The following is a 15,375-nucleotide window of genomic DNA, read 5'->3' as shown; positions in this document are numbered from 1 at the left end:
CTGTTTATTTTGGAATGGAATCCTGCACGGCCACCGAATCTTTAGGCATATCGGTCAAACGGCCGTAATTATACTTCATCAGGTTCAAGCTATCTAAATAGACTTTATAATAAGAGGAGTCTGCGTTATTCATAAAGATATAGCCATACACCCGCTTGATGCGCTTGGTCGGAACCGTTTTCAATATCGTCTCGTGATAGCCGTCGCGAAGGATCTTGTCGTTTACGGTCACGATCGTATCGCCCTGGTCGGCACTGATACGCACTTCCGGCTTATAAGCCATATCCTTATTGAGGCCCCAGACATTCATCCCCAACACAAACGAGCTTCCGGACGAATAATTCGTTTCCGGTTTGACATCGAATGTCACGCCGTTGAACAAAGCATCCGGCTCCAACCGAAGGGAAGTGCGGCGCGGCCAGATATCCACCGAGTCCTGCTTGGAGACGGGAGCCGCCGAAGCCTGCACATCGCCCAATGCTTTCTGCCGGCTATTCAGTTCATTCAGCACACGGTCGTACACCTTCATATAGATATCCAGGTTCCGGCCGTACCAGACCAACGAGCTGTCATATTCGGCCTGGGTGATGCCATGTTTGCGGAAGATAGACTGAAACAAGGCCTCCTTATGAGCGTTATCGGGAAATTCCTTGCTGTTCAGGTTGATCATGGCTTCCGCCAACTGCATATCCACCTGTACAGCCTGCATTTTCTTTTCCGAAAGAAGACCATCGGGCACTTTGCTGCAAGCGACCGCCAGGATGCCCAACAACAAAACGACACTATATCTATGCAGTCTGTTCCGCATTTATTTTCTTCTGTTATTTTTCTTTTGAAAGACTTGTCGACAACGTGTGGCGATAGAACAGCAAAAGCAGGAAAACGCCTACACAAATAGCCGAGTCGGCCAGGTTAAAGATCGGACGGAAAAAGACGAACTCTTCTCCACCCCAGACCGGCACCCAATCAGGCAGAACCGTCTGTATCAAAGGGAAATAAAACATATCGACCACCTTTCCGTGCAACCAGCCGGCATAACCTCCGCCTTCCGGCATAAAGGTCGCCACCTGACCGAAGCTATGATCGAACACCACGCCATAAAAAACGGAGTCGATAATATTCCCGATCGCACCCGCGAAGATCAGCGAGATACAAGCGATAAAACCGAACGTGTAACGCTGTTTCACCAACTTATACAGGTAATATCCGATAAAGCCGACCGCCACGATACGGAATACCGACAGAAACAGCTTCCCGATTACCTCTATCCCGAACGCCATCCCCGGATTCTCCGTAAAGTACAGATAGAACCAAGGAGTGATCTCGATACTCTCATGCAACTGCATGTGAGTCTTAATCCATATTTTAAGAGCCTGGTCAAGAATAAGGAGCAGCATTATGATTAACACTGCTCCCCAACCTTTGGAATATCTCATTTACTTAGCACCTCCCTGTTTAGCTTCGATACTCAAAGTAGCGTGAGGCACTGCACGTAATCTTTCTTTCGGGATCAATTTACCGGTTTCGCGGCAAATACCGTACGTTTTATTCTCAATCCGGATCAATGCAGCCTGCAAGTTCTGGATAAACTTCATCTGACGCTGTGCCAAACGGCCAGCTTCCTCTTTCGACAAAGTCGCAGCTCCCTCTTCCAACACCTTGAATGTAGGAGATGTATCGGCGACATCATTACCGTCAGAATTCGTGACACCGGACCTCAACAACTCATAATCTTTCTTTGCCTTATCCAGCTTTTCCAATATTATGGAGCGGAACTCCTCGAGTTCGGCATCCGAATATCTTGTCTTTTCTGCCATGGTTCATTAATTTTAGGTTCTACAATAGAATATATATCAGCGCTCCCTGTCGCAGTCCAAATATACAACATTATTTATATGCGGCAAGGAGCTCTTTCTTTTTTTATTAAAAATCATACTTTTTCAATGCGCACAGACAACTTGAAATCTTCGAAATCAAGTTCCGTAGCATCGCTGATCACATCCGTAATCTCCACTGACACAGCCAATACCTGGTTGGCGATATACGAGTTGAAATCCTGGATCGCCTCATCTGTCACATCGTTGGAAAGAACCGTTACCGAAATCTTATCCGTGATGTCGAAGCCATTGCTCTTACGCAAATTCTGGATGCGGTTCACCAACTCGCGCGCCAGACCTTCCTTGCGGAGCTCTTCCGTCACGGTGATATCCAGTGCGACCGTCAGGCGTCCTTCGTTGGCAACCAGCCAGCCCGGTATGTCTTCGGAGATGATTTCCACGTCTGCACGCTCGACCACAGCCTCCTGTCCTTCGACAGTTAGCGTGAACGTTCCGGCCTTTTCGAAAGCATTGATCTCGTCCTGGCTCATTGCCTGGATAGCAGCAGCCAACGCTTTCATGATCTTGCCATAACGCGGGCCCAACTTCTTGAAATCGGGTTTGATCTTCTTCACCAGAATACCGGCAGCGTTATCGACAAACTTCAGTTCTTTCACATTGACTTCATTCAAGATCAGGGCTTTCACCGCCTCGAGGCTTTCCTGCTGATGCGCATCCACAACCGGCACCATAATGGTCTGCAGCGGCTGGCGCACCTTGATGTTCACCTTGCGGCGCAGAGCCAGCACCATAGACGAAACGTCCTGTGCCATCTGCATACGTTCTTCCAGATCCTTGTCGATCAGCGCTTCGTTGCAAACCGGGAACTCGGACAGGTGAACAGATGCAACCGTCTCACGTCCGGTAGCGGCGATCAGGTCGCAGAACAGCTGATCGGCATAGAACGGCGCGATCGGCGCCATCAGCTTGGCAACAGTTTCCAGACAGGTGTACAGCGTCTGATAAGCAGACAGCTTATCGGTCGTCATGCCTCCGCCCCAGAAACGGCGGCGGTTCAGACGCACATACCAGTTACTCAGGTTGTCGTTGACGAAGTCGGAGATTGCGCGTCCAGCACGCGTCGGTTCGTACGCATCTAAGAATCCGTCCACATCTTTCACTAACGAATTGAGCAACGACAGAATCCAGCGGTCGATCTCCGGACGCTCTTTCCAGTCCACATCCGGCTCTGAATAGTCGAAGCCGTCGACGTTCGCATACAGAGCGAAGAACGAATAAGTATTATATAATGTGCCGAAGAACTTACGGCGAACCTCTTCGATACCGTCGATATCAAACTTGATGTTATCCCACGGAGATGCATTCGTAATCATGTACCAGCGCAGCGGGTCGGAACCATGCTGCTCGATCGTACTGAACGGATCGACGGCGTTGCCCAAGCGCTTGGACATCTTGTTGCCGTTCTTATCCAGCACCAGACCGTTGGAGACAACTGCTTTATACGAAACACTGTCGAACACCATCGTTGCGATAGCATGCAGCGTGAAGAACCATCCGCGTGTCTGGTCCACCCCTTCCGCAATGAAGTCGGCCGGATAGACCTTGCGGTCGTCAAACAGATCCTTGTTCTCGAACGGGTAATGGATTTGTGCATACGGCATCGCACCGGAATCGAACCAGACGTCGATCAGATCCGTCTCGCGCTTCATCGGTTTGCCGCTTGCGGAAACCAGGATCACATCGTCCACATACGGACGGTGCAAGTCGATCTTCTCATAGTTCTCCTTCGTATATTCACCCGGTTTGAACTTCAGCTCCTTATACGGATTAGCCTCCATCAAGCCGGCCTTTACGGATTTCTCTATTTCATTGTACAGTTCTTCAACCGAACCGATGCAGATTTCCTCCGCCCCATCTTCCGTCCGCCAAATAGGCAGCGGAGTTCCCCAGTAGCGGCTACGGCTCAGGTTCCAGTCCTGCAGGTTTTCCAGCCATTTGCCGAAACGTCCCGTGCCGGTGCTCTGCGGCTTCCAGTTGATCGTATTGTTCAGCTCGATCATCCGTTCGCGACAAGCCGTCGTGCGGATAAACCAGCTATCCAACGGATAGTAAAGAACCGGCTTGTCCGTCCGCCAGCAGTGCGGATAGTTGTGCACATGTTTTTCGATGCGGAACACACGGTTCTGCACCTTCAGCATCATGCATATTTCAATATCTAATGTCTCGTCTTTTTCACCTTTCGCCGGATCGTAAGCGTTCTTCACGAACTTGCCCTGCCAGGGATCATAGTCGGCCGCATTCATACGCGTCTGTACGAACTCCGGATCGAGGTCTTCCAGCAGATAGAACTTACCGGTCATATCGACCATCGGACGCTGGTTGCCGTCCTTATCGGTCAGCATCAAAGGAGGCACGCCGTTTGCTTTTCCCACACGGTCGTCATCCGCACCGAAAGTCGGGGCGATATGAACGATACCCGTACCATCTTCAACCGTCACATAGTCACCTGTGATGACACGGAAAGCGCCTTCTCCCGGATTCACCCAAGGGATCAGCTGCTCGTAGTGCATACCGGCTAATTCCGGACCTTTCCACTCGCCTACAACTTTAAACGGAATCAATTTATCGCCCGGCTTGTAATCGGACAATGCCAAACCGGCAGCCTTCGGATTGAAATGTGCATCCAGCAAATCTTTCGCCAGCACAACTGTCATCGGCATACCTGTATACGGATTGAAAGTCTGAACAGCCACATACGTGATATTCGGCCCCACGCAAAGCGCCGTGTTGGAAGGCAATGTCCAGGGAGTGGTCGTCCATGCTAAGAAGAACGGATCGCCGAACTCCGCCATCTCCGGTTTCGGGTCAAGGATGCGGAACTGCGCCGTACAAGTCGTGTCCTTCACGTCGCGATAGCAACCCGGCTGGTTCAGCTCGTGCGAGCTAAGGCCTGTCCCGGCAGCCGGCGAATAAGGCTGTATGGTGTAACCTTTATAGAGCAACCCTTTCTTATAGAGCTCCTTCAGCAGGTACCACAATGTTTCGATATACCGGTTATCATAGGTGATATACGGATTTTCCATATCCACCCAATAACCCATTTTCTGTGTCAAGTCCTCCCACTCCTTCGTGAACTTCATCACGTCGCGGCGGCAGGCTGCATTATATTCAGCCACAGAAATCTTTTTGCCGATATCTTCCTTGGTTATACCCATTGACTTTTCGACACCTAACTCTACCGGCAGTCCATGTGTGTCCCATCCGGCTTTGCGGTTCACGAGATATCCTTTCATCGTCTTGTAACGACAGAAAATATCTTTGATCGAACGGGCAATCACGTGGTGAATACCGGGCATACCGTTTGCAGAAGGAGGTCCTTCATAAAACACAAACGAGGGATGTCCTTCACGTATTTCAAGACTCTTATGGAAGATGTCGCCATCCTGCCATTTCTTCAGCACCTCTTTATTGACGTTCGACAAGTCAAACTTCGAGTATTCGGCAAATTTCTTACTCATATCGCGTTATATTTATCTATCTTCTCAAAAATTGCCGCAAAGGTAGCGATTAAATCCGAATTAGGCAATAAGAAATCACCGGCTATAAAATCCGTTTCCCCCATAGCAGACCCGCAAGGAAGAAAGATGGAGCAAATCAAAATAAATAGGACGACAGTTTTGTATTTCAAGAGAATAGTTTTATCTTTGCAGCAACATGCTTACCCCGCTTCCCGTCAGATCAGCGCGCTCAGGGTAAGCCTTTTATTTTTATACCTCTATGACTAAAATCTCTTACCCCAAACAACTCATATCTTTTGCGGATCAGATTGCTTTGCTCAAACAGCGTGGACTTGTTTTCACGGACGAAGCCAAAGCCTTACACCTGCTACGCAATATCAGTTATTACCGTTTGAGCGGCTACTGGTATCCTTTGCTGGCAGACAAGCAAAATCATTTGTTCAAGCCCGGCAGCACATTCGATGCCGCCTACAACATCTACAAGTTCGATAGTGAGCTTCGCAAGCTGATTATTACGGAGCTGGAAAAAATAGAGGTAGCTGTGCGCACACAGACCGCCTATATACTCTCTTCACAATGGGATGGATATTGGTTTGCCGATGCTTCCCATTTTAACAATCCGGTACGTCATGCCAAGATATTATCAAAAATAGATGAAGAATACCAGCGCAGCGACGAGGAATTTGTGACGGCTTTCAAATCCAAGTATTCCGATCCTTTTCCGCCAAGTTGGATAACGATGGAGATAACTTCTTTCGGTACACTGTCTATTCTATACAATAACCTGCTTCCCGGAAAGACCAAGCGGAGCATTGCGGATTATTTCGGGTTGCCCGACACCGTTTTTGCTTCCTGGTTGCACAGTATCGTTTATATCCGTAACATTTGCGCCCATCATTGCCGCTTATGGAATCGGACACTTAGCATCCGCCCGTTAATGCCACGTTCACCACGCAAATCATTCATCACACTTCCGGCGAACGGCACACGGCAGGTCTATTTCATATTGAGCATGATCGTTTATCTGTTGGATATAATCAATCCCAACCACTCGTTTGTAGAAAGGTTCAAGGACTTGCTTACCCGTTACCCTTCGATAGATACCCGTGCGATGGGCTTTCCGGCTGGTTGGGAAAACGAAGATATTTGGAAATAGACATCACTGGATACAGTCAATCCCTATGCTCATTATTATACAGTGCCATCAGCAATGCCACCACCTCCGAATAGTTCTTGCGGCCGGAGGGGATGTTGTTGCCTTTCAGGAACCAGTTGTAGGCGGTGGATTGGACTTCGCCGATCAAAGGACTGTATAAAGACTGCCAATAGGCCGTCTTACGGTTGTAGAGGTCTTTCACTTCCGGGGAAATGGTTGCTTTCCAGGCGTTAAACTCTTCTTCCGGCAACAATCCGTAGGCATTGCCCAGCACATAAGGCAGCAATGCGAAATAAGCGGAAAAACGGATCTCCGGCACTTCGGAACGCGCACAGACCAGAAAGCCGTACAAGTTCGCTTCCGCCTCGCTGGATATGCCTAACACATGCGCCATCTCGTGGGCATACGTAAACGGATACTGCACCGGAAGCAGCTTCGGGTTCAGATTGTATTCGGTAAAGAACGGCCCCATATAACCCAACACGCCTACGCCGCTCATCAGCGAAGGAATCAGCATCGGTTTGGGACGCAGATAACCGGCAGGCCGGACCAGGCCGAAACGCCCGTCGATCTCCCGATATCCTTTCTTTGTCTCCGCTGCAACGACCGCCTTGTCGATCGCTTCGACCGGGACAAAAGAGGCATTCAGCGAATCGGTATAGGCAGACAGAAATGAGCGGAAAGTGTCGACGGAATAAGCGGCATACGGAATCTCGGTCCGAGTAAAAAAGTCCTTCCTGAAATAGTTCAATCCCCAGGCCAGATAAAACCAAAGGTAGATCCAGAAAAGATACTCCGCCATCCGTCCGGCGATCACTGCCCATCGACGCTTTCTCCAACGGGCATAAAACGGATACAGGCACAAGCCGATGATACTCCCATAGATCAGGCAATCGCCCACAGAGAAGGGGAAAAAAGAAGAAAAACGAGACAACAAAGACGAAACGGACGGATAAACATTTCGCGCATACCATTCGCCGGCAGCGGGCGAAGCCTGCACACACCAGACCAGAACAAGCCCGGCAGCCAATATAATCCAGCGGATCCGTATCTTTTTAATCCATTCCGTTCCTTTCATCCTAACAACAAAGATAAGCAATCCCCATCTACTCTCCAAACGGATGGACGAAGATGAAACGCGCCCCTTTGTCGTAATCGGGATCGACTGTCAGCGTCCCGCCCAGGCGGATAGCGATCGTCCGGGCAATAGGCAATCCCAAGCCTGCCCCGGGGATAAATTCATTCACCTTTGCGAAGCGGTCGAAAATGACTTCCTGCTTATCCAACGGAATGCCGCATCCCGTATCGGTGACGGTAAAGACAACCTGCCGATTCTCCCGGTCGACACGATAGTCGAGGTTGATTTCTCCCTGCCCGGTAAATTTAACGGCGTTCGACAACAGGTTGTTTAGCAATTGTTGTAAGCGCAAATCATCGGTTTTCAGGATGAAATGATCATCCGAAGCGGTAAAGCCCAACTTGACACCCGGCTGCACCCGATGCCTGATTCTCTCCTGTGCATTCTGGCAACATTCGGACAGGTCGCAATCTTCCAGTATGACACTGAAAGAATCCGATTCGAGCCGCGACAGGTCTAACACGTCATTCACAAGCCCGAGCAACATATCGGTGTTGTTCTTGATTATTTTGAGATACTCGTTCCGCTCGGCCTCATCGGCATCTTGCAGCAGATCGGCAAACCCGACAATCGCGTTCAGCGGCGTCCGTATCTCATGGCTTATATTGGCGACAAACGACGTTTTCAGGCGGTTGGATTCCTCCGCCTGTTCTTTAGCCACACGCAGGCTTTCGGTGGTTTCGATCAACGTCTCGCGCTCGACTTGGAGATCGTTCTTTAATTTACGAGTACGATTGGAATAGCGGAATAAGACATACAGCAATACCAACAGTATGCAGGACACAAGAATAGAGGCCGTAAGCTGTAGCTGCTTCTCGGAAAGTTGCCGTTTCTGATAAAGCAGTTTCTGTTCCTGCATTTTCTTGTCGTTCAGGTCGTGCAGCATACGAAGCTGGTTCAATTGGCGGGTGAAAGCCGTCACATTCGTTTGCTCGACCAGCGACAGCAATTCGGCATACTGTTTCAACGCCTCATCCGTCCTTCCGGCGGCTTTCAGGATATCGACTTTCAGCTTCAGCGGTTCGGACGAATAATCGACAGCAAGCACTTTATCGATCTCCCGGAGCGCCTGCGGATAATCTTTGATAAAGAAATAATAGCGGGCCATCGCCAAATCATATACGGACGTAACATCCGGCCCCATGCTTTCATCCATATAAGAAGGCAAAAGGCTTACGGTTTCACGCGCTTTCGGAAGATTCTTTTCCGCCACATACAAATTAAGATAATTGGCATACAGCAAGCACTTTTTGGCCTTAATCGGATAATTTTCCCTAATATCAGACTTATAGCTTTCAATTTTCTGCAACGATTCTTCGAAACGGGCAAGAGTCGACTTCACATGATCCAACTCGTCAAGATGCAAATAGGCGATCAGCAGATAGGGGATAATCTGAAGTTCATAATCCGGCTTGCTTTTTGTTTTCAACAGGTCCAACGCTTCCTCGAAAGCAGTCACCGCATCGCTGTCCCGTCCGATCAGCAAATAAACCAGGCCCAAATATTCATTACTGGATATCAAGCCCGTCATATTATTCTTTTCCTTGGACAACATCTGAAGCATCACAGCCTCATTCATCGCCAATTCATATTCTCCGTTAATCAGATAATACCGGCAGTAATAATTCAGAAAATCGAATTTTGCCAGAGGGGTTTCCCGGCGTGCTTTTGTCACGGAATCGACCATATTGCCCCAATAGGTCAGGCTATCCAACCGGTTGATATTACAATAATAACGCCCCAATGAGGAAAGGGCGCTGTAATAATATCCCATTGAATCGACTTCTCCGGCAAGCTCTACCAATGATTTCAGATAGGGCACTTCCATCGGGGTCTCCCAGTTTTGCCGGGACAATTCATACAAAGCCTTGAGCCTCTCACCCGCATCATCCGTTTTCCCATCAGTCCTGCAAGATCCGTATAGATCCGTCAGGAACAGACAAAAAACGATCAACACCCCTTTTACGTATATATGCCTCTCTTTCATACAGCACCGCTCCATCTATTGTTTTTCAAAGATAGAGTTTTTTCCATAACGCTGTATGCGTTTTCCGGTAAATAATGAATATTAGGGCATAAAGAGATTAAGAACAGGAAATATTCTTATTCAAAATCTTCTTTGCCTCCGCTTCCGATAGATTCCGGCGGCGGGCATAATCCTTCATCTGCTCTCCGTCGATATTTCCGATCATAAAATACTGGGATTCAGGATGTGCGATATAAAGACCGCTGACAGTTGCCGTCGGGTACATCGCGCCGTTTTCCGTCAGCCTGACGCCGATCTGCGACATGTCGAGCAGGTTGTCCAACGTATAGTTGAGCAGTTGGTCCGGCAAGGACGGATAACCGACAGCCGGACGGATTCCCTGGTATTTCACTTTGAACAGGTCGGGCAAGGAATACGATTCGTCCGGAGAATATCCCCAATATTCCTGGCGGACCTTTTCGTGCAGATATTCCGCCGTCGCCTCGGCCAAACGGTCGGTCAACGTCTGGAGCAACATCGAATTGTAGGTGTCGCCTTCTTCCTCGAACTTGTTTTTCAGAGATTCGGCGCCGGCACCGGCTGTCACGACAAACGCGCCGACATAATCCGTACGCCCTTCGGAAAGAGGCATCACATAGTCGGCAAGCGATTTATAAACGCCTTCCTCCTTCTTTGTCTGCTGGCGCAAGACAGGGATCGTGACCTCACCGACACGGAGATTGTCGCCGTCGCTGTTTGCCGGGAAAAAGCCGTAAATGGCTTTGCAATAGTCGGCATTCATCTCGATAAGACGGTCGAGCAGTTTCGCCGCATCCAGATAGAGCTGCATAGCTTCCGCCGCCTTCCCGCGCTCCTCTTCGGGAACACCGGACAGCCAATTGGCACGACAGGCATCGCACTCATGCAGGCTGGCGACAGAGGCAAAACGCCCGCTCAGCTTCCAGGCACTGAAGAAAAAGACCCAGTTGATATAGCCAGCCACTTTATCCAAAGGAACATGGGGGATCACGTGGATGCCCATCTGACGGGGAACCACCGGATTATAGTGCGTCCAGTCGACCGGCTGCGGATTGGCCCGCGCTTCGGCAAGCGATACGAATACTTCTTTTTTCTTTTCCAACGAGGCGCGCAGCTCTTCATATTCCTTGTTCAGGCCTTCGATATAAGCATCGCGCGTATCGGGGTTCAAGAGCTTGGCGGCAATCAACGGATTCTGCGAAGCGTCGAGCACATGGATCACCGGATAATCGTAATGAGGAGCGATCTTAACAGCCGTATGCAGCTTGGAAGTCGTAGCTCCGCCAACCATCACGGGAATAGTGAGCCCGGCTTTCTGCATCTCGTCCGTCACGTGCACCATCTCTTCCAGCGAAGGCGTGATCAGGCCGGAGAGGCAGACCAAATCAGGCTTCTCCTCGATTGCTTTTTTCACGATCACGTCCGCCGGCACCATCACGCCCAGGTCGATGACCTCGTAGTTATTACAAGCTAACACGATCGAGACGATGTTCTTTCCGATGTCGTGCACATCGCCCTTGACAGTAGCGAACAGCACTTTTCCGGCTTTCGACGAGCTGGAAGCGACCTTCTCCGCCTCGATAGCCGGTTGCAGGACCGCCACCGCCTTTTTCATCGTGCGTGCCGTCTTGACCACCTGCGGAAGGAACATCTTCCCGGCGCCAAACAACTCGCCGACCTTGTTCATGCCGCTCATCAGCGGGCCGTCGATAATGTCCACCGCACGCGGATAAACCTTCAGGGCTTCCTGCAAATCCTCTTCCAGATGGTCGCCGATACCGCGTATCAGAGCGTTTTCCAAACGCTCTTCTAATGAACAATTGACAATTGACAATTGACAATTATCTGCATCATTCTTCTTATTAATTGTCAATTGTCCATTGTCAATTGTCCATTGTATCAGTTCTTCCGCCGCTTCCGGACGGCGTGCCAGAATAACATCTTCGAGCAGCGTACGGAAAGCGGGTTCGATATCTTCATAGAGCACGGACGACGACGGGTTGACGATTCCCATATCCATGCCTTTGCGGATGGCATGATAGAGGAATACGGAATGCATCGCTTCGCGCACATAATTATTTCCACGGAAAGAGAAAGAAAGGTTGCTGACCCCGCCGCTCACCTTCGCTCCCGGCAGGTTTTGCTTGATCCACTCGACGGCACGGATAAAATCGAGCCCGTAGCCGTTGTGTTCCTCCATGCCGGTCGCGATGGCCAACACATTCGGATCGAAAATAATCCCGTTCGGATCGAAATCGACTTTTTCCCGGAGGAGACGGTAGGCGCGTTCGCATACCTCTATCTTCCGTTCAAACGTATCGGCCTGTCCTTTCTCGTCGAAAGCCATCACGACCGTTGCCGCTCCCAACTGTTTGATACGCGCGGCATGTTGCAGGAAAGCCTCCTCGCCTTCTTTGAGGGAGATCGAGTTTACAATGCTTTTGCCTTGTACGCACATCAGGCCTTTTTCGATCACCTCCCATTTGGAAGAGTCGATCATGACCGGCACGCGGGAAATATCGGGTTCGGAAGCGATCAGGTTCAGGAACGTGGTCATCTCCTTCACAGCGTCGAGCATCCCGTCGTCCATGTTGATGTCGATCACCTGCGCACCGTCTTCCACCTGCTTGCGGGCGATCATCAAGGCTTCTTCGTAGTTCTCTTCCTTGATCAGGCGCAGGAACTTACGCGAACCGGCCACATTACAGCGTTCGCCGATATTGACGAAATTGTTTTCCGGCTTTACCTCCAGCAGTTCCAGTCCTGACAGCCAAAGACAGTCGGGCTTCGGGGCCGGCATATGCGGCTTCGCGCCTTTGACCAGTTCGGGATATTGGGCGATATGGGCCGGCGTCGTTCCGCAACAGCCTCCTAAGATATTGACCAATCCTTCGTCGATAAAGGGCTTCACGTGGGCAGCCATCTTTTCCGGCGTCTCGTCGTACGAACCGAAACTGTTCGGCAGCCCGGCGTTCGGATAGGCGCTGATATAATAAGGCGCGTGTTTCGCCAGTTCAGCTAAGTAAGGCTTCATGTCGGCAGCCCCGAACGAACAGTTCAGGCCGACACTGACAATATTGGTATGTTGTACGGAAGCCAAGAACGCCAGCAAAGTCTGCCCCGAGAAAGTGCGGCCGCCCTGCGCCGAAAGCGTCAGGGAAAGCATGATCGGCAAGTCTTTACCTTTCTCCTTCAAAACAGTCTCGGCAGCTTCCAGGCCGGCTTTCACATTGAGCGTGTCGAACGTCGTCTCGAACAAGACGATGTCCACACCGCCGTCCACCAAAGCCTCCACCTGCTCTTTATAGGCGTTATACAAATCCATATAGGTGACAGCCCTGAAGGCGGGATCACTCACGTCCGGACTCATGGAAGCCGTCTTGTTGGTCGGACCGACAGAGCCGGCGACGAATATCGTACGTCCGGGATGTTCCGCCATAAAGCCATCGGCCACTTCGCGCGCCAACCGTCCGGCAGCGAGGTTTATATTGCGCACCTGCTGCTCCATGCCGTAGTCTCCCATCGAGATGGCATTCGCATTGAATGTGTTGGTAGCAAAGATGTCCGCACCGGCATCCAGGTATTGGCGGTGAATGGACTTGATCACATCCGGGCGGGTGATGCACAACAGGTCGTTATTGCCTTTCAGGTCACCGGGCCAACCGGCAAACTGCTCGCCGCGATAGTCCTTCTCAGTCAGTTTAAACCCCTGGACCATCGTTCCCATTCCTCCGTCCAGAATCAGAATACGTTCTTTCAGGAGATTCAAAAATATCTCTTTATCCATTAAATGTCTTTATCGTTTGAATGCACGGTCCATCTCGCGGCGATCATCCCGTTCTTTGATGGAGTCGCGTTTATCATATTCTTTCTTTCCTTTGGCGATTGCGACCACGACTTTGGCCAGCCCTTTGTCGTTAATAAAAAGGCGGGTCGGAATGATCGTGAAGCCATTGTTGCGGGCTGCCCCCTCGATCTTGCGCAACTCCTTTTTCGTCAGCAGCAGCTTACGGTCGCGGCGGGCCGAATGGTTGTTATAAGTCCCGTAGAAATATTCCGCCACATACATATTTTTCACCCACAGCTCGCCTTTCTCAATGATACAGAACGTATCGACCAGGCTCGCCTTGCCCAGGCGGATCGATTTGATCTCCGTCCCGGTCAGCACAATGCCCGCCGTAAACGTATCGAGCAACTCATAATCGAAAGTTGCCCGCTTATTCTTTATCTGTATATTATTACTAATCTTCTCTTTCATCTCATTTATTTATCAAAAACGCAAACCGGGCATCAGCATCGACAGGACGACTTCGATCAGCCAGGGCGTCAGCAAAATCAAACTGGTCGCAGCCCCGACAAATTTCAGGCGGTCTTTTTCTTCCACCTGCATATAAGGGCCGGCACCCTCCCACACGATATAGAACGTGTATAAGACAAATATCCGCAAAAAGAAAAACTCCGGAAGCAACATCAACACGATATTCAGCGCGAACATCAGCGAAGACGAATAGCCGACGAAACGCTGGCACAGCTTCATGTCTTTCTCGCGTTTGAAAAAACCTTGCCAAAGCTCGTTCAGAAAATACGACGCCAGGTAAAAACCACCGAAGGCGGCAACCAGCGTCCGGATTGACGATTTCAGAGCCAGCTCGATGTCGAACTCTTTCCGGGTGAACAACACCCCAAGAAAAGCCGCCACCGTAACGATTCCGATCAGGGGATACACAAACCGGGATAAAAACTCATCGTCCTTTTCTTCCTTTTTCGTCAGAATATCCCAAGCTTTTCCCGGCTGGGAGATGATGGCCACTACCAATTTAAATATCTCTTTATACATCTTCAATACGTTCGTTTGCTATTTGTCATTAAGTTATTTCCCTGAAGGGTTTATCGTAAACACATCGGATGATTTCCAGACGATTGAAGCAGAGTCTTTCCCGAATGCGGATGCATAATTAACCCGGAACTTCACCTCATCGGTATTATTTTCTCCTGTCACTTTCTTCACAAAGTCCTGAATATTGAAAGCACAGGGGATAATCATCGATTGCCCGTTATCCTCCTCGCCGCCTTCAGCCGTCTTGATAGCGCGCAGATACAAGCTATAGACCTGATCGCCATTCAATACCTGATCCGGATTATAAGACAAGGCGAAACTATCTTCCTGCGCCGTCTTATGACCGCTCATTTCCGTAAAAAGAAACAGATTTCCCTTGATATAGGAAGAACGGGGCTGAAGGGTGGAAAGCAGTAATTCACCATTCTCGACGTTCGAGGTGTCTGTCAAGGTATTGAACAGCTGCCACTGGCTCACTTCCGAAAGTGTATTCTCATAAATGGTTGCAGTCATATAGCCTTTATTCGCCCCGCCGTCTGCATTTTCAGCCAGCCCGTAATCGATCGAATAATCGAACAGGATACATTCTCCATCTTCCACATTCGCATTCTGGAAGTTTTCCGAAGAGATCACATCCCCGCCTTTGACGAAAATAACCTTACCCACGGTCCCCACATTCGTTGCCACAACCCCGGTCTGATTCGCCATCGTCAATTGCGTCGCCGGGTCTCCCAAACAAGAGCTCAACACAACCAGGCAAAGGGCTATCACGCCATATAATACAGTCTTTCTCATTTCCATATACAATTTGAAATCGAAGTTATCTTCCTCCACACACAGAGGGAAGGCACAAAGGTAGCATTATTTTCTTACTCATACAATT

General features: G+C 49.9%; 11 protein-coding genes. 1 reads left to right on the top strand and 10 read right to left on the bottom strand.

The genetic code is table 11. The annotated features are described in order from the left end of the window. Positions 1 to 4 precede the first annotated feature (4 nt). From DWU89_RS10200 to ileS, 4 genes are all read right to left on the bottom strand, one after another. Positions 5 to 808, bottom strand: a complete 804-nt coding sequence (locus DWU89_RS10200; protein ID WP_115499545.1) for a DUF4296 domain-containing protein — start codon at positions 806 to 808, stop codon at positions 5 to 7. Positions 809 to 821: 13 nt separating this feature from the next. Next, complete coding sequence (locus tag DWU89_RS10195; protein WP_115499544.1) at positions 822 to 1,436, bottom strand: lipoprotein signal peptidase; 615 nt, start codon at positions 1,434 to 1,436, stop codon at positions 822 to 824. Continuing rightward, positions 1,437 to 1,817, bottom strand: a complete 381-nt coding sequence (locus DWU89_RS10190) for a TraR/DksA family transcriptional regulator (RefSeq protein WP_115499543.1) — start codon at positions 1,815 to 1,817, stop codon at positions 1,437 to 1,439. It lies immediately after the preceding gene. Between the two features lie 113 nt (positions 1,818 to 1,930). Continuing rightward, entirely contained in the window at positions 1,931 to 5,356 is a 3,426-nt protein-coding gene (ileS, locus tag DWU89_RS10185; RefSeq protein WP_115499542.1) for an isoleucine--tRNA ligase, read from the bottom strand. Between the two features lie 259 nt (positions 5,357 to 5,615). Between ileS and DWU89_RS10180 the strand changes: the two genes are divergently transcribed. After that, a complete protein-coding gene (locus tag DWU89_RS10180) occupies positions 5,616 to 6,512 on the top strand; it encodes an Abi family protein (protein WP_115499541.1) in 897 nt (298 codons plus the stop codon). A 16-nt stretch (positions 6,513 to 6,528) separates the two neighbouring features. Here the strand turns inward: DWU89_RS10180 and DWU89_RS10175 are convergent, their stop codons facing one another. From DWU89_RS10175 to DWU89_RS10150, 6 genes are all read right to left on the bottom strand, one after another. Further along, positions 6,529 to 7,590, bottom strand: a complete 1,062-nt coding sequence (locus DWU89_RS10175; protein ID WP_115499540.1) for a DUF3810 domain-containing protein — start codon at positions 7,588 to 7,590, stop codon at positions 6,529 to 6,531. Positions 7,591 to 7,618: 28 nt separating this feature from the next. Beyond that, on the bottom strand, positions 7,619 to 9,637 hold the full coding sequence (locus DWU89_RS10170; protein WP_115499539.1) for a tetratricopeptide repeat-containing sensor histidine kinase: 2,019 nt from the start codon (positions 9,635 to 9,637) through the stop codon (positions 7,619 to 7,621). Between the two features lie 97 nt (positions 9,638 to 9,734). Then, on the bottom strand, positions 9,735 to 13,442 hold the full coding sequence (metH, locus tag DWU89_RS10165) for a methionine synthase (RefSeq protein WP_115499538.1): 3,708 nt from the start codon (positions 13,440 to 13,442) through the stop codon (positions 9,735 to 9,737). A gap of 9 nt (positions 13,443 to 13,451) precedes the next feature. Further along, positions 13,452 to 13,913, bottom strand: coding sequence for an SsrA-binding protein SmpB (gene smpB, locus DWU89_RS10160; RefSeq protein WP_115499537.1), 462 nt, complete (start codon positions 13,911 to 13,913; stop codon positions 13,452 to 13,454). Positions 13,914 to 13,925: 12 nt separating this feature from the next. Continuing rightward, entirely contained in the window at positions 13,926 to 14,492 is a 567-nt protein-coding gene (locus DWU89_RS10155) for a YIP1 family protein (protein WP_115499536.1), read from the bottom strand. A 33-nt stretch (positions 14,493 to 14,525) separates the two neighbouring features. After that, a complete protein-coding gene (locus DWU89_RS10150) occupies positions 14,526 to 15,287 on the bottom strand; it encodes a BFO_2992 family lipoprotein (protein ID WP_115499568.1) in 762 nt (253 codons plus the stop codon). Between the last annotated feature and the right edge of the window lie 88 nt (positions 15,288 to 15,375).

The organism is Parabacteroides acidifaciens, assembly GCF_003363715.1.
Lineage (GTDB): Bacteria > Bacteroidota > Bacteroidia > Bacteroidales > Tannerellaceae > Parabacteroides > Parabacteroides acidifaciens.
The sequence above is the reverse complement of the archived record's forward strand: the minus strand, read 5'-3'. Positions and strand labels throughout refer to the sequence as shown.